General features: G+C 70.1%; 20 protein-coding genes and 1 pseudogene. 14 read left to right on the top strand and 7 right to left on the bottom strand.

Annotation, left to right across the window (positions count from 1 at the left end; genetic code table 11):
• Positions 1–66: 66 nt before the first annotated feature.
• Both ABT112_RS02670 and ychF read right to left on the bottom strand, forming a co-directional pair.
• Positions 67–960: an Abi family protein gene (locus ABT112_RS02670; protein WP_351504741.1), complete on the bottom strand. Its 894-nt coding sequence runs from the start codon at positions 958–960 to the stop codon at positions 67–69.
• Between the two features lie 256 nt (positions 961–1216).
• Positions 1217–2305, bottom strand: a complete 1089-nt coding sequence (gene ychF, locus ABT112_RS02665) for a redox-regulated ATPase YchF (protein ID WP_351504739.1) — start codon at positions 2303–2305, stop codon at positions 1217–1219.
• Positions 2306–2838: 533 nt separating this feature from the next.
• On the opposite strand from ychF, the gene ABT112_RS02660 reads away from it, so the two are divergent.
• Complete coding sequence (locus ABT112_RS02660) at positions 2839–3417, top strand: DUF6542 domain-containing protein (protein WP_351504737.1); 579 nt, start codon at positions 2839–2841, stop codon at positions 3415–3417.
• Between the two features lie 388 nt (positions 3418–3805).
• Here ABT112_RS02660 and ppgK read toward each other — a convergent pair.
• Together ppgK and ABT112_RS02650 are read right to left on the bottom strand one after the other, a co-directional pair.
• Positions 3806–4537: pseudogene (gene ppgK, locus ABT112_RS02655) on the bottom strand (polyphosphate--glucose phosphotransferase); the annotation flags it as partial.
• 180 nt (positions 4538–4717) lie between these two features.
• Entirely contained in the window at positions 4718–5758 is a 1041-nt protein-coding gene (locus tag ABT112_RS02650; RefSeq protein ID WP_351504735.1) for a 4-hydroxy-3-methylbut-2-enyl diphosphate reductase, read from the bottom strand.
• Between the two features lie 385 nt (positions 5759–6143).
• Between ABT112_RS02650 and xseA the strand changes: the two genes are divergently transcribed.
• The 3 genes from xseA to ABT112_RS02635 all read left to right on the top strand — a co-directional run bounded on the left by xseA (position 6144) and on the right by ABT112_RS02635 (position 8649).
• Positions 6144–7352 (top strand): exodeoxyribonuclease VII large subunit, encoded by a 1209-nt coding sequence (gene xseA / locus ABT112_RS02645; protein WP_351504733.1) that lies wholly within the window; start codon positions 6144–6146, stop codon positions 7350–7352.
• A gap of 120 nt (positions 7353–7472) precedes the next feature.
• On the top strand, positions 7473–7790 hold the full coding sequence (locus ABT112_RS02640; protein WP_351504731.1) for an exodeoxyribonuclease VII small subunit: 318 nt from the start codon (positions 7473–7475) through the stop codon (positions 7788–7790).
• Positions 7791–8055: 265 nt separating this feature from the next.
• Positions 8056–8649 (top strand): malonic semialdehyde reductase, encoded by a 594-nt coding sequence (locus tag ABT112_RS02635; protein WP_351504729.1) that lies wholly within the window; start codon positions 8056–8058, stop codon positions 8647–8649.
• 83 nt (positions 8650–8732) lie between these two features.
• Here the strand turns inward: ABT112_RS02635 and ABT112_RS02630 are convergent, their stop codons facing one another.
• The gene (locus ABT112_RS02630) at positions 8733–9323 is read right to left on the bottom strand and encodes a DUF4245 domain-containing protein (protein WP_351504872.1); all 591 of its coding nucleotides are present in this window, start codon (positions 9321–9323) and stop codon (positions 8733–8735) included.
• A 283-nt stretch (positions 9324–9606) separates the two neighbouring features.
• On the opposite strand from ABT112_RS02630, the gene glpX reads away from it, so the two are divergent.
• Positions 9607–10638, top strand: coding sequence for a class II fructose-bisphosphatase (glpX, locus tag ABT112_RS02625; protein ID WP_351504727.1), 1032 nt, complete (start codon positions 9607–9609; stop codon positions 10636–10638).
• Between the two features lie 171 nt (positions 10639–10809).
• Here glpX and ABT112_RS02620 read toward each other — a convergent pair whose 3' ends face one another.
• Together ABT112_RS02620 and ABT112_RS02615 are read right to left on the bottom strand one after the other, a co-directional pair.
• Positions 10810–11184 (bottom strand): WhiB family transcriptional regulator, encoded by a 375-nt coding sequence (locus tag ABT112_RS02620; protein WP_351504725.1) that lies wholly within the window; start codon positions 11182–11184, stop codon positions 10810–10812.
• 145 nt (positions 11185–11329) lie between these two features.
• Positions 11330–12037, bottom strand: coding sequence for a DUF1707 SHOCT-like domain-containing protein (locus ABT112_RS02615; protein ID WP_502975231.1), 708 nt, complete (start codon positions 12035–12037; stop codon positions 11330–11332).
• Between the two features lie 312 nt (positions 12038–12349).
• On the opposite strand from ABT112_RS02615, the gene ABT112_RS02610 reads away from it, so the two are divergent.
• The 9 genes from ABT112_RS02610 to ABT112_RS02570 all read left to right on the top strand — a co-directional run bounded on the left by ABT112_RS02610 (position 12350) and on the right by ABT112_RS02570 (position 18484).
• The gene (locus tag ABT112_RS02610) at positions 12350–14032 is read left to right on the top strand and encodes a fumarate hydratase (protein WP_351504724.1); all 1683 of its coding nucleotides are present in this window, start codon (positions 12350–12352) and stop codon (positions 14030–14032) included.
• A gap of 220 nt (positions 14033–14252) precedes the next feature.
• Positions 14253–14459 carry a hypothetical protein gene (locus tag ABT112_RS02605; RefSeq protein ID WP_351504722.1) on the top strand — a complete coding sequence of 69 codons (207 nt, stop codon included), beginning with the start codon at positions 14253–14255 and terminating at the stop codon, positions 14457–14459.
• Positions 14443–14967 carry a DUF6879 family protein gene (locus ABT112_RS02600; RefSeq protein WP_351504720.1) on the top strand — a complete coding sequence of 175 codons (525 nt, stop codon included), beginning with the start codon at positions 14443–14445 and terminating at the stop codon, positions 14965–14967. The genes ABT112_RS02605 and ABT112_RS02600 overlap by 17 nt, the downstream gene beginning before the upstream one ends.
• Positions 14957–15799, top strand: a complete 843-nt coding sequence (locus tag ABT112_RS02595) for a helix-turn-helix domain-containing protein (RefSeq protein ID WP_351504718.1) — start codon at positions 14957–14959, stop codon at positions 15797–15799. Before ABT112_RS02600 ends, ABT112_RS02595 begins: the two co-directional genes overlap by 11 nt.
• A gap of 72 nt (positions 15800–15871) precedes the next feature.
• Positions 15872–16081 (top strand): hypothetical protein, encoded by a 210-nt coding sequence (locus tag ABT112_RS02590; RefSeq protein ID WP_351504716.1) that lies wholly within the window; start codon positions 15872–15874, stop codon positions 16079–16081.
• 443 nt (positions 16082–16524) lie between these two features.
• Positions 16525–16734 (top strand): DUF397 domain-containing protein, encoded by a 210-nt coding sequence (locus ABT112_RS02585; RefSeq protein WP_351504714.1) that lies wholly within the window; start codon positions 16525–16527, stop codon positions 16732–16734.
• 335 nt (positions 16735–17069) lie between these two features.
• Positions 17070–17315 carry a hypothetical protein gene (locus ABT112_RS02580; protein WP_351504712.1) on the top strand — a complete coding sequence of 82 codons (246 nt, stop codon included), beginning with the start codon at positions 17070–17072 and terminating at the stop codon, positions 17313–17315.
• 322 nt (positions 17316–17637) lie between these two features.
• Entirely contained in the window at positions 17638–18057 is a 420-nt protein-coding gene (locus tag ABT112_RS02575) for a helix-turn-helix transcriptional regulator (protein WP_351504710.1), read from the top strand.
• A gap of 10 nt (positions 18058–18067) precedes the next feature.
• On the top strand, positions 18068–18484 hold the full coding sequence (locus tag ABT112_RS02570; RefSeq protein WP_351504708.1) for a VOC family protein: 417 nt from the start codon (positions 18068–18070) through the stop codon (positions 18482–18484).
• Positions 18485–18493 lie beyond the last annotated feature (9 nt).

Below are 18493 nucleotides of genomic sequence, written 5' to 3'. Positions count from 1 at the left end.
CATGTGACCGGTAGCCTTCCGCACCGCACCCCCGTACTGGGGGATCCGTCCCTACCCAGGACCGATTCACGCCCTGTGATCTCGCGGGCTCTGAGGCCGCGCCAGTCCCTCCCAGAACAAGCAGTCACGGGGGTGCTGCTCGACAACCTGCGGGAGCACAGGATCAGCTACCTTGCCGCGTATGGCCACGTCGTCGAGCGAGGCAATGACATCGAGAACCGAACGCGGCTCGAACTGCCCCGCCAGCCGCTTCGCCTTGCTACGCACATTGTTCGGCGTAGGGCCGGCGTCGAGGACCGAGTGATGCCACAGCCGGCTGTGGTGGGCGCACCGGTTACGCAGGTAGACCAACGACCTCACACGGTAGGCGAACCCGGCCCTCGCGACCCCGACGCTGGTCGCCACGGCATCGGCCAGTGCGCCGCCGGCTCCGCGCTCGATGGCCTTGGACAGCGTCCCGAACGACCACGCTTCAACGGCGGACCACACGGGCAGCTTGCCGTAGTCGACGCGGTCACCTTCGGTGCCCCTGTACCGAAGGATGTGGCGGTCCTTGCTCCGGCCGATGTCGCGCAGGCACGACTCGACGGTCGGCTCAACGTTGCCGACGTCGGTGTAGAAGCTTTCCTCGAGGAAGCTGCTGTACGGACCGTGCACGTCGGCGATCACTCGGGCGACATGCGTGCGCAGCAGGAGTTCGACCCGTGCGAGAGGTTGGCTGAGCGCGGTGCGTAGCGCCTCATCGGCTTCGTAGATGCGGCGGATCTCAGCGAACGTCGTGCCGGGCGCAAACGCATCGTCGCCCACGTGGGGGGCTCGCTGGAAGTAGCGAGCGTAGCCGGAGAATCGGTAGTAGTTGTTCGAGCCAAAGAACGCCGCACAGACGGCCTCGTCGTCGATGACGAGGCCACGACGGGCCAGGAGCGCGACCTGCTCCCCCACGGACAGGCTCGGCTTCACTCGCACCCCGGAAAGGAAGAGGCCCCTCCCATTTGAGCATCGTGGAGAGGCTTGGGAGGGGGTCGATTGCCGCCATTCTAGCCGAGGCGCCGAGCCTCGCACCAGCCGCCGCCTGCAGGTCGACCGGCTACTTCTTCCCGCCCGTTCCGCCGGTTCCCGCGTGCCGGACGCATCCAGCACGTTGCGGACTCTGCGCGGACCGCAAAGGCCGCCCAACCCGGTCCGTCGCAGGTCAGACGGCCTTTCGCCGGACGTATCAGACGTTGAACCGGAACTCCACCACGTCCCCGTCCTGCATCACGTAGTCCTTGCCCTCCATGCGGGCCTTGCCCTTGGCGCGGGCCTCCGGGATGGAGCCGCAGTCGAGGAGGTCTTCGTAGGAGACGATCTCGGCCTTGATGAAGCCCTTCTGGAAGTCGGTGTGGATCACACCGGCCGCTTCCGGGGCGGTGGCGCCCTTCTTGATCGTCCAGGCGCGGGCTTCCTTGGGGCCGGCCGTGAGGTAGGTCTGCAGGCCGAGGGTCTCGAAGCCGACGCGGCCCAGTGTCGCCAGGCCCGGCTCGTCCTGGCCCATCGACTGGAGGAGCTCCAGCGACTCCTCGTCGTCGAGCTCGATCAGCTCGGACTCGATCTTCGCGTTGAGGAAGATCGCCTCGGCGGGGGCGACCAGCTTGCGCTGCTCGTCCTTGAACGCCTCGTCGACCAGCTCGTCCTCGTCGACGTTGAAGACGTAGAGGAAGGGCTTGGTGGTGAGCAGGTGCAGCTCGTGGAGGAGCGCGCCCTGCTCGGTGCTCTTGGTGATGCCCGCGGAGAAGAGGGTCCGGCCCTCCTCCAGGATCGTCTTGGCGGCCTCGACCGCCGCGAGGACCGCGACCTTGCCCTTCTGGAGGCGGGACTCCTTCGTCAGGCGCGGGATCGCCTTCTCGACGGACTGGAGGTCGGCGAGGATCAGCTCGGTGTTGATCGTCTCGATGTCGTCCTTGGGCGAGACCTTGCCGTCCACGTGGACGACGTTCTCGTCGTGGAACGCCCGGATGACCTGGCAGATCGCATCCGACTCGCGGATGTTCGCCAGGAACTTGTTGCCCAGACCCTCGCCCTCGGACGCGCCGCGCACGATGCCCGCGATGTCGACGAAGTCGACGGTCGCCGGGAGCTTGCGCTGCGAGCTGAAGATCTCGGCCAGCTTGTCGAGGCGCGGGTCCGGGACCCCGACGACGCCGACGTTCGGCTCGATGGTGGCGAACGGGTAGTTGGCCGCCAGCACGTCGTTCTTGGTCAGGGCGTTGAAAAGGGTCGACTTGCCGACATTCGGCAGGCCGACGATTCCGATCGTGAGCGACACGTGGCGACTTCCCGTAGCGAGAACGTTGGTGGAGGGCAGGCCCCGGGCCGGGGCCGGTCATCCAGTCTACGGGGCCGGTTTCCCTGCCCGCGGACCGCCGACGGGCCCGATGTTCCGGACACGGCCCCGGCGATCTTCCGCCAACCGCTGCCGACCGCCGCAGACCACTGCCGAGCGCTGCCGAGCGGCGGCGATGTCCGCCATGGGCCGCCCTTCCCAGGTTCCGCGCACCCATCCGCGGCCCGCTCCACGCCCCGCCCGCTCCACCTCCGGCCCGCCCACCGCACGGCACACCCACCGCGGCCCACCCCGCCGCACGGGCCGTCGGCCGCGCGGACCGTCGACCACACGGACCCTCGACGGCACGGACCGGCGGCCACTCGCACCGCTGTCCGCCCGGACCGCCGACCGCTCACACCTCTGACCATCCGGACCGCCGGCCGCTCGGACTATCGGCCGAACATACCGCCAAGGTGGCTCAAACCGCGTGTCCCACCCCGGGTTCCGCGCCCCCCGCGACCTACGTTGGTCGGGTGGAGCAACCCAGGATGCGCACGCCCCAGCCGCGTAGAGGCGCTCAGCAGGAGTCGGCCACCGTTCACCGCGCCGGGCAGCGGCCCCCCGGCGCCCCGGGGCCCGCCGGGCTGCGGCGGTTCGGGAAGCGGCTCCCCGGTCCCCGGCTCACCGGTCTCGGCTGTGGGCTGGCCTCGCTCGTCGTCATGATCGTCGGCGGGACGCTGGACGGGCTGCTGCTGGATGCCGCCGCGCTGCCCTACGGACTGCTGTTCCTGCTCACCAGCGCGCTCTGTGCCCTCTGGGTACGGCCGTCCGACCTGGTCGCGGCGCCGATCAGCGCGCCGATCGCGTTCGCGGCCGGACTCGTGCCGGTCAGCGGCGGCTCGGGCGGGTTCGGCAGCCAGGTGATGGCGGTGTTCACCCAGCTCGCGCTCCAGGCGGGCTGGCTCTACGGCGGGACGCTGACCGCGGTGCTCATCGTGGTGGTGCGCAAGGTCCTGCTGCTCGGCAGCCGCGCCCGTCGCACGGGGAGTACGCCGCGTACGCCGGGGGGCGGCCAGCCGACGGCCGAGCGCCCGCAGCCCGAGAGTGCCTGACCAGCCCCATTCCGGGGCTCCGCCGCCTCGGGCCCTCCCCTCCCGAGGGCAACGGAACCGAGGCCGAGGCCGGAACCGCCGTACCGCCCCTCCCCCTGCCTAGGACGGCCCCGAGCCCTGTGACGGACCTGAGCTCTACGACGGACCCGAGCCCTGTGACGGACCTGCTCTACGACGGGCCCGAGCCCTGTGACGGACTTGAGCCCCATGACGGCGAGCCCGAGCCCGCGCCACCATCCGTAGAACCGTCCGCCGCGGAGCCCGCCCCGGCGCCCGGGATCGGCCCCGCCTCCCCACCGACGCCCGGGCCCCCACCCGCACCCGGCCCTGCCCCCACCGATCCCCCCGCCAGCCCCACCCTCGGACCCTCACTCCCCCGCTGTTCGAAGGCCGCCATGGCGGCGCCGACGATGCCCGCGTTGTTCTGGAGCTCCGCGGGGACGATCTCGGCGCGGATGCCGTCGATCAGGGGGAGGAACTTGTCGGCCTTGCGGCTCACGCCGCCGCCGATGATGAACAGCCCGGGCGAGAACAGCATCTCCAGGTGCGCCAGGTACTTCCGGACCCGCCGCGCCCAGTGCGGCCAGCTGAGGTCCTCGTCCTCCTTCGCCTTGGTGGAGGCGCGCTTCTCCGCCTCGTGGCCGCTCAGCTCCAGGTGGCCGAGCTCGGTGTTGGGCACGAGCCGGCCGTCGGTGAAGACCGCGCTGCCGATACCGGTGCCGAACGTCAGCAGGATCACCGTCCCCGAGCGTCCCCGGCCCGCCCCGAAGGCCAGTTCGGCGGTGCCGGCGGCGTCGGCGTCGTTCAGGACGGTCACCGGCAGGCCGAGCCGGCCGGCGAGCAGGCCCTCGGCGTCCCGGTCCACCCAGCCCGCGTCGACGTTGGCGGCGGTGCGGGTGATGCCGCCGGTCACCACGCCGGGGAACGTCACCCCGACCGGCCCGGACCATCCGAAGTGGTCCACGACCTCCTTGACGCCCTCGGCCACCGCCTCCGGCGTCGCCGGGTGCGGGGTGAGCACCTTGTGCCGCGCTTCGGCCAGGTCGCCCTGGTAGAGGTCGACCGGGGCGCCCTTGATGCCCGATCCGCCGATGTCCACACCGAAAATGTGTCGCTGCATGAGGACAACGCTACGGGCAGCGACCGCGCGTCACTTCTCGGACGACGCGGATCGCTGCCCGTTCGCGGACATGCGCAGATTTCGCGGGCATGCGCAGATACCGACGGGCACCGGCGCCCGAAGACGGGGCCGGGGCCGAGGCCGGACAGTCCCGGACCGTCCGCCCGTCAGTCCTGGCCGTCAGTCCTGGGAGGGCTCCGGGCCCGCCGCGGCAGCGGCCTCGGCGCGCAGGTCGCGCCGCAGCTCCTTCGGCAGCGAGAAGGTCAGGCTCTCCTCCATCGGCTGCACGATCTCGACGTCGCCGTAACCGCGCTCCTTCAGCCACTCCAGCACGCCCTCGACCAGGACGTCCGGGACCGAGGCGCCGGAGGTCACACCGACCGTGCCGACGCCCTCCAGCCAGGCCTCGTCGATCTCCTCGGCGAAGTCCACCAGGTGACCGGCCTTGGCACCGGCGCCCAGCGCCACCTCGACCAGACGGACGGAGTTGGAGGAGTTCTTCGAGCCGACGACGATCACCAGGTCGGACTCGGCCGCGACCTGCTTGATGGCCACCTGCCGGTTCTGCGTGGCGTAGCAGATGTCGTCGCTGGGCGGGCTGATCAGCTGCGGGAAGCGGTCCTTGAGGGCGCCCACGGTCTCCATCGTCTCGTCGACGGAGAGCGTCGTCTGGGAGAGCCAGACGACCTTGGACTCGTCGCGGACCTCGACGTTCTTCACGTCGTCCGGGCCGTCGACCAGCGTGATGTGCTCGGGCGCCTCACCGCTGGTGCCGATGACCTCCTCGTGGCCCTCGTGGCCGATGAGGAGGATGTCGTAGTCGTCGTTGGCGAAGCGGACGGCTTCCTTGTGGACCTTGGTGACGAGCGGGCAGGTGGCGTCGATGGTGGCGAGCTTCCGCTGAGCGGCCTCGTCGTGCACCACCGGGGCGACGCCGTGCGCCGAGAAGATCACGATGGACCCCTCCGGCACCTCCTCCGTCTCCTCGACGAAGATCGCGCCCTTCTTCTCCAGGGTCTGCACCACGTACTTGTTGTGGACGATCTCCTTGCGCACATAGATGGGTGCGCCGTACTGCTCCAAGGCCTTCTCGACGGCGATCACGGCACGGTCCACGCCGGCGCAGTAGCCACGGGGGGCGGCGAGCAGGACCCGGCCGGTCTTGCGAGCAGCCTCTCCGCTGTGGGCGGTGGCGGGCGACGGGCTGGGCGTTGCAGTCATGCCCCCCATCGTAAGGCCGTGGGAGGTACGCGATGATCGCACCCGCCGCCGGGGCGGGCACCGGCCGGGGGCGGCGCGGGCCATGCCTGGTCAGGGCGTTCCGGAGCGGCCGCGCGGGGGTCCGTACGAGGGACCGGGCGGGTGTTCCGGGCGCGCGCTCGGTGTGTCTCCCGGACGCGCTCGCCGCCTACCCCGCTCACCGTCGTTCCCGCTGCCCCGGCCGTCGTTCCGCAGCCCGGACGAGCCGGTCACCCTCCCGCACGCCCTCGTTCCCGCGGCCCCGGACGCACCCGCCCCGGCCGGCTCCCCGGGTGCCCCCGGGGCGGCGGAAAGCGGATCACGCGGATCCGGGGGTTCTGTCGGCGCGGGCGGCTAGCCTGCGGGTATGGCTCTCAACACCTCGGCGGACGCACCCATCCCGGTGGGGCAGGTGTCCCGGCTGATCGGCGGGTGGATCGACCGGCTCGGCTCCGTCTGGGTCGAGGGGCAGATCACCCAGCTGTCCCGGCGGCCCGGGGCGGGGGTGGTGTTCCTGACGCTGCGCGACCCGTCGCACGACATCTCGCTGTCGGTCACCTGCTACCGCGTCGTCTTCGACCGGGTCGCCGACATCATCTCCGAGGGCGCGCGCGTGGTCGTGCACGCCAAGCCCGAGTGGTACGCCCCCCGCGGCCAGCTCTCGCTGCGTGCCACGGAGATCAAGCCCGTCGGGGTGGGCGAGCTGCTGGCCCGGCTGGAGCAGTTGAAGAAGTCGCTGGCGGCGGAGGGTCTGTTCGCCCTGGACCGCAAGCGGCCCCTGCCGTTCCTGCCGCAGCTCATCGGCCTGGTCTGCGGGCGGGCCTCGGCGGCGGAGCGGGACGTCCTGGAGAACGCCCGGCACCGCTGGCCCGCCGTCCGCTTCGAGGTGCGGAACGTGGCCGTGCAGGGCGTCCACGCCGTTCCCCAGGTGATCGGGGCGGTCGAGGAGCTGGACGCGCATCCGGACGTGGACGTGATCGTGGTGGCCCGGGGCGGCGGCAGCGTCGAGGACCTGCTGCCGTTCTCGGACGAACAGCTGATCCGGACGGTGTCCGCGTGCCGGACGCCGGTCGTCTCGGCGATCGGGCACGAGCCGGACACGCCCCTGCTCGACCTGGTCGCCGACCTGCGCGCCTCCACGCCCACGGACGCCGCGAAGAAGGTGGTGCCGGACGTCGGCGAGGAGCTGGTCCGGATCCGGCAGCTGCGGGAGCGGGCGCTGCGCACCGTCACCGGGCTGCTGGACCGGGAGGAGCGGGGCCTCGCCGCGGCTCGGCACCGCCCGTGCATGGAGCGGCCGCAGCGGATGGTGGAGGAGCGGGAGGAGCAGATCGACGCGCTGCTCGGCCGGAGCCGCCGCACGCTGGGGCATCTGCTGGACCGGGCCGACTCGGAGCTGTCCCACACCCGGGCGCGGGTGGTGGCGCTCTCCCCGGCCGCCACCCTGGAGCGGGGGTACGCGGTGCTCCAGCGGGCGGACGGCGCGGTCGTCCGGGACGCGGACGAGGTGTCGGCCGACGAGAAGCTGCGGGCCAGGGTGGCGGAGGGCGAGTTCTCGGTGCGGGTCACCCCGTGAAGCCCTCCCGCCACGCGGGCACCCGTGTGCCCGCCTCTCTCCGGGGCCCCGGAGGCCTCCCGGTCCCGCCGCCACAGCGCCGCAACTCTCCTGTCGTCTCCCCCCTCTAGGCTGGAGCCCATGACCACTACGGACGAGCAGTCCACCGGCTCGGCAGGCCCCGGCTCCGGTGGCGCCGGGAGCGACCCGGCCGGCGCCGGCTCGACGCCGGCCTACGAGCAGGCGCGCGACGAGCTGATCGAGGTCGTGCGCCGGCTGGAGGCGGGCGGATCCACGCTGGAGGAGTCCCTGGCCCTGTGGGAGCGGGGCGAGGAGCTGGCGAAGGTGTGCCGCCGGTGGCTGGACGGTGCGCGGGCCCGGCTGGACGCCGCTCTCGCCGAGTCGGAGGACGGCGCTCCCGGCGCCGGAACGGGCGACGAGGACCGACCCGCCCGATGACCTCACCCGTTCCGTTATCCCCGCGCGGCCCCCGGGCCACGTCCGTGGCGGAATCAGGCGGCTTCAGGGCCGCGTCCGTCGCGGCACCGCGCGGTCCCCCGACGGCCCCACGCCCGCATATCCCGGATCGGGACGAACCGGTGCGCACGTGACGTGCACCACGCCGCGCCGATTTAGTTGAAGTTTAATCTATCTTGATACGGTCGGCTCCGCTGCGGCCGAGCCCGCCACCCATGCACACGCGACAGAGAAGGTGCTCTCCGACATGACCCTCGCCCTCGACCCCGCCGCGCAGGACCTGCTGTTCCGTGAGGCCCGCACCGCCAACGCGTTCACCGAAGAGCCGGTGACCGACGAGCAGGTGCAGGCGATCTACGACCTGGTGAAGTACGCGCCGACCGCCTTCAACCAGTCGCCGCTGCGCGTCGTCCTGGTCCGCTCGCCCGAGGCCCGCGAGCGCCTCGTGCAGCACATGTCCGAGGGCAACCGGCCGAAGACGGCCGCGGCCCCGCTGGTGGCGGTGCTGGCCACGGACCACGAGTTCCACGAGGAGCTGCCGCGGCTGTTCCCGCCCTTCCCGCAGGCCAAGGACGTCTTCTTCAGCGAGCGCCCCGCCCGTGAGCAGGCCGGCTCCTTCAACGCCGCGCTGCAGGCGGGCTACTTCATCATCGGGGTCCGGGCGGCCGGTCTCGCCGCGGGCCCGATGACCGGGTACGACGCCGCCGCGGTCAACAAGGAGTTCTTCCCCGACGGCGACCACTCGGTGCTGGCCGTGGTGAACATAGGCCGTCCCGCCGAGGACGCCTTCCGCCCGCGCCTCCCGCGGCTGGACTACGACGAGGTCGTCACCACCGTCTGAGCCCGTCGGCGGCAGCCGGGAGCGGCCTCCGCCCCGGCTGCCGTCACCGGCTTCCCGGCCCGGCGGCGGATGCGGCCTCCGGGTTACGAGGAGGGTTTCGCCTCTGCCGGCTTCTCGGAGGAGGACTTCGTGGCGGACGGCTCAGCGGACGGCTTCGCGGAGGTCGTCTCGAGCGCGGCGGCCATCTGCCCCAGCCGCTCGAACGAGGCGGTGCCGGTGACCACGGTCGTCACCCCGCGCCCCTTGCGCACGAGGGCGTCGTACTTCGGCCCCTCGTAGCGCTCCCACGTCGTGTCGCCGACCTTCTGGGTGCGGTCGGTCTTCGTGGCCCGCCGGCTGACGGAGTCGATGAACTTCGCCGCCCGGCCGTTGCTCTGCTCCACCGCGACGTACTGGTTCGTCGGGTCCATGAAGCCCAGGTGCCAGACCGCGCCGTCGTCCCCGGCGCCGTTGTAGGTCACCGAGGTCGCACGCCAGGTCTTCGGCAGCCCCTGGGGCGCGGCGACCGGGTACGGCGCGGCCCGGCGTGCCGTGTCGAGCTCCACCCGGTAGCCGATCGGCTTCACCGGGTCCTGGGATTCGTCGTGCGGCACGAAGATATAGATGGACGCGACGACGACACCGATGACCGCCATCGACAGCACCATGTCCCGCACCGTCTGGGTTCCGCGCATACCTGCCACGCCCCCATCGTCCCCCATCGCCGGGCGGATCTTTCCGGCACCCCCCGCCGGCACCGGGGGCGCCCGCCCGCGGTGCCGCCGCCGTCATGGATCCCGGGCCGGGCCGGGGCCCCGACTCCCGTTGTCCGTAAGACAGTCAGGCGTTCCGCGCCTGTTCGGCGGGGCCCCCGGCGGTGCTCATGCGTGGGGCCCCCTGCTCACATTCGCGATGAACGGATAAAGTCACAGGCACCCTCTTATCCGGCCGTCGTCGTACACAGGAAGGTGCGCACCGATGACCGAGCACCACATGCCGTCCCCGCTCGAAGTGAGCCCGGAGGCCCCCGACCGCAACCTCGCCCTGGAGCTCGTCCGGGTCACGGAGGCCGCCGCGATGGCGGCGGGCCGGTGGGTCGGCCGCGGCGACAAGATCGGCGCCGACGGCGCCGCCGTGAAGGCCATGCGGACCCTGGTCTCGACCGTTTCGATGAACGGCGTCGTCGTCATCGGAGAGGGCGAGAAGGACGAGGCCCCGATGCTCTTCAACGGAGAGCGGATCGGCGACGGCACCGGTGCGGAGTGCGACGTCGCCGTGGACCCCATCGACGGGACCACGCTCGCCGCCAAGGGCATGACCAACGCGCTCTCCGTGCTGGCGGTGGCCGACCGCGGCACGATGTTCGACCCGTCCGCGGTCTTCTACATGGAGAAGCTGGCCACCGGCCCGGAGGCCGCCGGGGTGGTGGACATCGGCGCGCCCGTCGCCGAGAACATCCGCCGGGTCGCCAAGGCCAAGCACTCCGCCCCGGAGGACGTGACCGTCGTCATCCTCGACCGCCCCCGCCACGAGGGCATCGTCAAGGAGATCCGCGAGGCCGGGGCCCGGATCAAGTTCATCTCGGACGGCGATGTCGCCGGCGCCATCATGGCCGCCACCGAGGGCACCGGAGTCGATCTGCTGCTGGGCATCGGCGGCACCCCCGAGGGCATCATCACCGCCTGCGCGATGAAGTGCCTCGGCGGCACCATCCAGGGCCGGCTGTGGCCCAAGGACGAGGAGGAGCGCCGGCGCGCCATCGACGCGGGCCACGACCTCGGCAAGGTGCTCACCAACGACGACCTGGTCTGGGGCGAGAACGTCTTCTTCGTGGCGACCGGCATCACGGACGGCGAGCTGCTGCGGGGAGTGCGCTACCGCTCGGACAACGCGCTCACCCAGTCGCTGGTGATGCGCTCGCGGTCGGGCACGATCCGCCAGATCGACTCGCGGCACCGGCTGTCGAAGCTGCGCGCCTACAGCGCCGTGGACTTCGACCGGCCGCGCTGACCCCGCAACGCCGACCCCGCCGCACCGACACCGCCGCGCCGCCCCCGCCGCCGATTCCGACGCGCCGGTTCCGGCGCAGCGATTCCACCCGCGGCGGGCGGCCCGCCGGGCGCACGGTCCGCACACGCCAGGGGCGCCCCCATCACTGGGGGCGCCCCTGGCGTGTGTGGTTCAGCCTGCGGCGGCGATCTGCGAGACGGCCGAGCGGGCCGCCTTCTGCAGCTCCACGTCCCGCCGCCGGCGGCGGGCCAGCACCACCCGGCGCTCGGCCGCGGTGAGACCGCCCCACACGCCGTACGGCTCCGGCTGGAGGAGTGCGTGTTCGCGGCACTCGACCATGACGGGGCACCGGGCGCAGACCCGCTTCGCGGCCTCCTCCCGGGACAGCCGCGACGCTGTCGGTTCCTTCGAGGGGGCGAAGAACAATCCCGCTTCGTCGCGACGGCACACCGCCTCCGAGTGCCAGGGGCCTGCCTGCTCCCGAGCCGGAGTGCGCTGCGGCGGGGCGGCGGGGGCCTGCAGGGGCTGATGCGGCGGTTGCAGCACGGTCTACTCCTGACGACGGCTTCGCTGAAGAGTCACCCTTGCCCGTCTCCCAGGCGCACGACCGATGGCACCCCCATGCCGTACGAGAGACGATGCAGCAGTCCCTACCCGCTGTGCGCACGCCTATTCACACCGTGGCAGTTTGCTAGTCACCGAGTTCTTTACGGGGGCGTTCCCGGAGGTTCTTGAGGCGTTTGCCCCGTTTCGCCTTGGCGTCCACTCCGCCGAAGGCCGCGAAGCCGGTGACGACGACAACGGGGGCGTCGGGGTCGGGGGCCTCGTTGGTCCGGACGTCGAACCCGCCGAAGATGCCGGGGCCCGCGCCGCGCAGCGAGACGTTCTCCGGCACCCGGACCTCCACCCCGCCGAAGAGCGCGACGGCCCGGATGACGATCTCCTGTTGCTCGAAGACCGCCTCGGTGAGGTCGATCTCGACCCCGCCGAAGCAGGCGAAGGCGCGAGTCAGGCGCCCCACCCGCCAGCGCCCCCGGCGCGAGGCGCCGCCGAAGACCGCGACCAGGTTCTCGGCGGCGCCGTCGGTCGGGGAGTGCGGCGGCGCCGGGTGCCGCGGAGCGGCGGGGACCGCGGGCAGATCCCGTACCAGGGGCTCCAGTTCGGCCACCCTCCGGGCCCGGTAGACGCCGTCGATCCGCTCGGAGTGTTCCTCCGGGGTCAGCCGGCCCTCCGCCAGTGCTTCGCGGAGGATGTCGGCGATCCGGTCGCGGTCCGCGTCCGACGCGCGCAGGCCGCCCTCCGCGACCGGTGCGCCGGACCCGGCAGCGGGCCGGTCCGCCTCGGCGGCGGGCTTGCTCAGCGGTACCGGCGGCTGCCCGGGATCCGGTTCGGGGCGCACACCGGTGAGTTCGGTCCGCTGCGGGTCCGGGGGCCCGGGAGTGACACCCGGGCGAGAAGAGGCTGCATCCACCCCGTCAGCGTAGCGAAACGCGATAGATCGCGACCAGTGTCCGGTCCGCCATACTGCGGGCGGACCCCTCCCGTGGTGACGGATTCCGCGGGGGACGGATCCCCCGGGTGACTGAGCCTTACCTCACCACCCCGGCGCCTCCGCCGCGTTCTACCCTTGTCCGGCTGGCCCGGCTCCGGCCGGGAGGTGTCCGCAGGAAGATGTCAGCGCAGCCGTCTGCCGAGTGAGGAAACGACCCCGATGCCCGAGTTCGCCTATACCGATCTGCTCCCGCTGGGCGAGGACACCACCCCGTACCGGCTGGTGACCTCCGAGGGCGTCAGCACCTTCGAGGCCGACGGACGCACGTTCCTCAAGGTCGAGCCGGAGGCCCTGCGCACCCTGGCGGCCGAGGCGATGAAGGACATCTCGCACTACCTGCGGCCCGCCCACCTCGCGCAGCTGCGCCGCATCCTGGACGACCCCGAGGCGTCCGGGAACGACAAGTTCGTGGCGCTGGACCTGCTGAAGAACGCGAACATCGCGGCGGCGGGCGTGCTCCCGATGTGCCAGGACACCGGCACCGCGATCGTCATGGGCAAGCGCGGGCAGAACGTGCTGACCTCCGGCGGCGACGAGGAGGCCCTCTCCCGCGGCGTCTACGACGCGTACACCGAGCTGAACCTGCGCTACTCGCAGATGGCCCCGCTCACCATGTGGGACGAGAAGAACACCGGCTCGAACCTCCCGGCCCAGATCGAGCTGTACGCGACCGACGGCGGCGCGTACAAGTTCCTCTTCATGGCCAAGGGCGGCGGCTCGGCCAACAAGTCCTTCCTCTTCCAGGAGACGAAGGCGGTGCTCAACGAGGCGTCGATGATGTCCTTCCTGGAGCAGAAGATCCGCTCGCTGGGCACCTCCGCCTGCCCGCCCTACCACCTGGCGATCGTGGTCGGCGGCACCTCCGCCGAGTACGCGCTGAAGACCGCGAAGTACGCCTCCGCGCACTACCTCGACGAGCTGCCGGCCGAGGGGTCGCCGACCGGGCACGGCTTCCGTGACCGGGAGCTGGAGGAGAAGGTCTTCGAGCTGACGCAGAAGATCGGCATCGGCGCGCAGTTCGGCGGCAAGTACTTCTGCCACGACGTCCGCGTCGTGCGGCTGCCGCGGCACGGCGCGTCCTGCCCGGTGGCGATCGCCGTGTCCTGCTCGGCCGACCGGCAGGCCGTCGCGAAGATCACCGCCGAGGGCGTCTTCCTGGAGCAGCTGGAGAAGGACCCGGCGACGTACCTGCCGGAGACCACCGACGAGGAGCTGACCGAGGGCGCGGGCGCGGACCTCGACGCGATCGCCGTCGATCTGAACCGGCCGATGGACGAGGTCCTCGCCGAGCTGACCCGGCACCCGGTCAAGACCCGGCTGTCGCTGACCGGCACCCTCGTCGTCGCCCGGGACATCGCGCACGCGAAGATCAAGGAGCGGCTGGACGCGGGTGAGGAGATGCCCGAGTACCTGCGGAACCACCCGGTCTACTACGCGGGCCCGGCCAAGACCCCCGAGGGCTACGCCTCCGGCTCCTTCGGCCCGACGACGGCGGGCCGGATGGACGCCTACGTCGAGCAGTTCCAGGCGGCCGGCGGCTCGAAGGTGATGCTCGCCAAGGGCAACCGCTCCCAGCAGGTCACCGACGCCTGCAAGGCGCACGGCGGCTTCTACCTCGGCTCGATCGGCGGCCCGGCGGCCCGCCTGGCCCAGGACTGCATCAAGAAGGTGGAGGTCCTGGAGTACGAGGAGCTGGGCATGGAGGCGGTCTGGCGGATCGAGGTCGAGGACTTCCCGGCCTTCATCGTCGTCGACGACAAGGGCAACGACTTCTTCCAGGACCCCTCGCCCGCCCAGCCGTTCGTGACCAGCATCCCGGTGCGGGCCCCTGGCCTCGCCTGAGTCATCCCCGCACAGCCCCACAGAGCCCTCGGCGCACGCCGGGGGCTCTGTCGTTGCCCGTGAGTCAGACGGCCCCGCACAGGCTTGCCCAGAGCGCCGCCGAGGCCACCGTTTACCCGACCACGCGAATATTGGCGTTGCCGCATGGACGGGGGTGCCGGCCCCTCGTACCGTCGTAGCCACCAGGCCCCAACAGGGGTTACCGCAAGGGGGTTTCAGCATGGCGCGCGAGGAACTGACCCGACTCACCGGCAACGGAAGCGGCACTTGCGGCAAGGATGACTGCCCGAACGTCTACCGCACCGCCAACGGCTCATTCGTCGTCCAGGGCGACCTTTCCCAGGCGTTCACGCCGCCCGAGGGAGAAGGACTTGTGGAGATCCCCGAGAGCGTGCTGAGGGAGGCCGTTCGTGTTCTTGGCTGGTGAGAAGTGGGCCACGCGGTTCGAGGGCTTCCAGCAGGAAGCGTGGAGACTCGAGACCCTGCCCCAATACCTCATGCCGCAGGAGGAAGACGAGTTCGAGGCGTTCAAAGCGGGGGCCCGAATCGACCCCCACGCCGTATCGAATGAGTACACCGACCGACTGCGCCGACAAGCCGCAGAAGGGCGCACTCAGGGGCGCGTGCACATCGTGACGCGGCCACTAACGGACTACCTGCAATTCGAGTTCGCCCAGTATTACGCGCCCCACGCGTTGGCGGGTGAGCAGATCCGCATTCTCGACGTGACCGACCGAGATAATCCGCTGGCCGGCGTTCAGGACTTCTGGATGTTCGACCGTGCCGAAGTGGTGCTGATGAATTACCGCCCGAATGGGCAGCAGATAAACCGCGAAGTCTACGAAGGGGATGTAGCCCGATTCATCGAATACCAGCGGATTGCGGTAACTGAGTCGGTGCCCTTTGAGGAGTACGTGAAGGGCCTTGACGCTTGAGCCCGAGAGGCTGGGTAAGTCCAGGTCTGACCTAGCCGAAGCACTGAGAACCCAGCGCAAGCGAGCCGGTAAAACCCAAACCTGGCTCGCTCGCCACTGCAACATGTCTCAAACCAAGGTAAGCAACATCGAGGGCGGCAAGCTCACGCCCTCCCTTGTCGACGTCGAAGTGATTCTTGAAGCACTCGGAACCGACAGCCCCGTCGCTTCCGAAATCTTGGCGGTAGCAAGAACAGCCAACACGGAATGGCAAGACCACTGGTCCTCTCGCCGCAGGGGTTTGGACAAGAAACAGAACGAGTTGGCGACGCTCGAATCAGTCTCGACAGAGGTCCGATTCTTCCTGCTGTCGATGGTGACCGGACTGCTGGCCACGCCTGAATATGTGCGCGCCAGCATCGCCGACGTTCCCGGCGACCAGTCGAAGACCATTGCTAAGAAGCTGGAACGACAGCAGGTGCTTTATGACTCCTCGAAGTCGTTCACGTTCATTCTCACCGAGCAGGCGGTGAGGTGGCCGCTACTTCCCCCGATGGCCATGGCTATGCAGCTCGACAGACTCGCGTCCGTATCCCGTATTCCGAATGTGCAGCTAGGCGTGATCCCCTTGGGTGGACACATCCGGGAAAGGCCACTGAGCACATTCACGGTCTACGACCGCCGGCTAGCCACTGTGGAAACCGGCACGGGGGCATTGATCTTGCGCGACCACAGAGACGTCACGGCGTACCTCAGGGACTTCGAGGCATACGAGCGGTTCGCAATGTTTGGCGATGACTGCCGGGAGCTCTTGGCCGAGTGGTCCATGAACTTTACCCGACAACGCCAATAAAGCGTCTATCCCTGACCGCTTCCCGGCATCATTGCTTGCCACCGAGCAGCCGAGCCGGGGAGGCCAATATCGATGAGCGACAACACGATGATGACACCGCCTGTCCATCTGTCGCTCCCTCCCAGCCCGCCGAAGCCAACCGAAGGATGCGCGGTTTGTGCCGCGCTGGCCAAGCAGCGCGCAGAGGCCGAGGCCAGGGGGAACTTTTCAGCGGCGGCGGATTGCAACGTCGAGCTGCGAAATTGCCCGCACCGGAGGGCCACCGACCGGAAAAACGCATGACCGCTACCAAGGCGCCTCAGAAGCGAGCAGGCAAAACCATTCGACGTAGGAGCGCCCCGCAGGCCGCTGACAGGCCGCAGGCCGTCCCTCCGACCTACTGCGGTGTCTGCACGGACCACAAGCGCATTTGGTGCCCGGACTGCTACGGATTCGAAGGCTGCACTACGTGCCGCTTCACATTCAAGGTGCCGTGCCCGCACTGTGCGGGCGGGACATTGGAACCGATCAGATGGTGAAGCGATTCCTCGACCGCACTGCGTGGCCATCCTTCGTTCTCCTGATTGCCGCGTCCTGCGGACTGATCATCACGCTTGCCGCGACGCACAACCTATGAACTCCCGCCCCGGTTGGCGGAAACCCCGGAGAGGTCGAGCGGGCCGGGGCGGGTTGCATGACGGTGCGGGGACCGTTTCCCCGCTCGTTCGGCGAAGGGATCAAGCACCATGAGCGGAACCCCCGAATTCGAGTTCGTCAAGACGGCCGCGTGCCGTGACAAGAAGGTGGGCAACTGCCCCGAGGTGGCAACCAACGTGCCGGGGGTCGTCGCCTTGCGCGAGAGCACCAGGCCCGACAGCATCGTCACCATGACCGCCTCCGACTGGGCGACGCTCACCGACGCGGTCAAGGCCGGTGAGTTCGATCTGAGCGCCTGAGAGAAGGCCCCATGCCGCAGTGCCCCCGCTGCTCCGACGAGAGCCCCACGGACCCTGAGAGCGGAGTTCCCTGGTGTGCTCGGTGTGGGGCGTTCTTCGGTCTCTCGCTCCCCGGTTGCCGGGGTCTGTGGTGGTGGCGTCAAGCGGCCACGCGCAACCCTGTAGCGCCGCGCGAGCACTGAGAGCGGCCCCGTCCGTCTGCTATTCCCCCGTGGCAGATGGGCGGGGCTTCCGCACGCCGTTGTGCGGAAACGCGGTTCCGCGGATCGATGGAGATTTCCAAGAAGTCTTGGCAACGTTCAGAAAGTAAGAGACGCCTTGACGGGTGTGGGATCATGAAAAGTGATGTGGAGCGACTGTCCACCCTGGCAGTCGAATATCGAGATATCGGATGCAGCGTAATTGAAGTGGCTGAGCTCATGGTGGAGAAGCACTCTCGCCTGCGCGACAGCCCTATGACCTTGGCGAAGATCCTTCGGTTCGCCTTCCCGGCCTCCGTGAAAGAACTCCATTTCATCAACGCATGGATACTCGGTGAAATTTCGAGAGAAGCGCTGGAGGAAAGAATTTCGGACGGCTGATCCGCGAACGCTGTGAGATTTCGTTGATCACTCGGCACACTTTGACGCCGGTCCGACGAATCACAGCAGTGTCGCGCATGATCGCCCGGTTCCTCTCAGCGTCGAGGCGCGGACAGGCCGTCCCGTCGCCCGTCCCGCCGTTCGTGTCCCTCCATCGCGGCGCGTCAGGCGTAGCGGCAGCGGAATCAGCGGCGAGACTCCAGCACTCACGGTGGGTGACCGGACTTCGCCGCATGTCCCTCCGAGTCGCGTGTCACTCCGAGTGGTAGGACGCTCCACGAGGCATGGGCAGCCCGCGGCCGGGCCGTGGGATGGTGGCCGTGTGACGCTCGAGGACCTGGTCCGGCTGCGGCGGGCCCGTGACCGGATGGACCGCGACTACGCGATGCCGCTCGACGTTCCGGCGCTGGCGCGCGAGGCGCTCATGTCGCCGGGCCACTTCTCCCGCAGTTTCCGCGCCGCCTACGGGGAGACGCCCTACGGCTATCTGATGACGCGCCGGATCGAGCGGGCCAAGGCGCTGCTGCGGCGGGGCGATCTGTCGGTGACCGAGGTCTGCTGCGCGGTCGGCTGCACCTCGCTGGGGTCGTTCAGTTCGCGCTTCACCGAGCTGGTCGGCGAGAGCCCGAGCGCGTACCGGGCCCGGAGCCATGAGGACGGCGCCGCCGTCCCGGCCTGCATCGCGAAGATCCGCACGCGACCGGTCAGGAACGGAGAAGCGGAAGCGGCTCCCCGCCCGTAGCGTGAAACGCATGGACATCACGCTCTCGCAGTGCTTCATCGCCGTCGACGACCACGACAAGGCGCTCGCCTTCTACCGGGACGTGCTCGGTCTGGAGGTGCGCAACGACGTCGGCTTCGAGGGGATGCGCTGGGTGACCGTCGGCGCTCCGTCGCAGCCCGGTGTCGGCATCGTCCTCGAACCGCCGCTCGCGGACCCGGGCGCCTCGCCCGCCGACCGGCAGGCCATGGCGGAGCTGCTGGCCAAGGGCCTGCTGCGGGGTGTCATCTTCACGACCGACGACGTCGACGCCACCTTCGAGCGCATCCGCGCCGCGGGGGGCGAGGTGCTCCAGGAGCCGGTCGACCAGCCCTACGGCGTCCGCGACTGCGCCTTCCGCGACCCGTCGGGCAACATGCTGCGCTTCAACCAGGTACGCGGGCAGTGACCTCCGGCC

Origin of the sequence: Streptomyces sp. NPDC002055 (genome assembly GCF_040296705.1) — a bacterium.
In the GTDB taxonomy this organism is placed as follows: Bacteria; Actinomycetota; Actinomycetes; order Streptomycetales; family Streptomycetaceae; genus Streptomyces.
The sequence above is the reverse complement of the archived record's forward strand: the minus strand, read 5'-3'. Positions and strand labels throughout refer to the sequence as shown.

Excerpts from the sequence above, each read along its gene's own strand:
- ABT112_RS02650 (WP_351504735.1), bottom strand. The coding sequence starts at position 5,758 with ATGACTGCAACGCCCAGCCCGTCGCCCGCCACCGCCCACAGCGGAGAG.
- ABT112_RS02580 (WP_351504712.1), top strand. The coding sequence starts at position 17,070 with ATGAAAAGTGATGTGGAGCGACTGTCCACCCTGGCAGTCGAATATCGA.
- ABT112_RS02630 (WP_351504872.1), bottom strand. The coding sequence starts at position 9,323 with ATGCGCGGAACCCAGACGGTGCGGGACATGGTGCTGTCGATGGCGGTC.
- ABT112_RS02640 (WP_351504731.1), top strand. The coding sequence starts at position 7,473 with ATGACCACTACGGACGAGCAGTCCACCGGCTCGGCAGGCCCCGGCTCC.
- ABT112_RS02605 (WP_351504722.1), top strand. The coding sequence starts at position 14,253 with ATGGCGCGCGAGGAACTGACCCGACTCACCGGCAACGGAAGCGGCACT.
- glpX (WP_351504727.1), top strand. The coding sequence starts at position 9,607 with ATGACCGAGCACCACATGCCGTCCCCGCTCGAAGTGAGCCCGGAGGCC.
- ABT112_RS02610 (WP_351504724.1), top strand. The coding sequence starts at position 12,350 with ATGCCCGAGTTCGCCTATACCGATCTGCTCCCGCTGGGCGAGGACACC.
- ABT112_RS02585 (WP_351504714.1), top strand. The coding sequence starts at position 16,525 with ATGAGCGGAACCCCCGAATTCGAGTTCGTCAAGACGGCCGCGTGCCGT.
- ABT112_RS02635 (WP_351504729.1), top strand. The coding sequence starts at position 8,056 with ATGACCCTCGCCCTCGACCCCGCCGCGCAGGACCTGCTGTTCCGTGAG.
- xseA (WP_351504733.1), top strand. The coding sequence starts at position 6,144 with ATGGCTCTCAACACCTCGGCGGACGCACCCATCCCGGTGGGGCAGGTG.
- ABT112_RS02570 (WP_351504708.1), top strand. The coding sequence starts at position 18,068 with ATGGACATCACGCTCTCGCAGTGCTTCATCGCCGTCGACGACCACGAC.
- ABT112_RS02590 (WP_351504716.1), top strand. The coding sequence starts at position 15,872 with ATGAGCGACAACACGATGATGACACCGCCTGTCCATCTGTCGCTCCCT.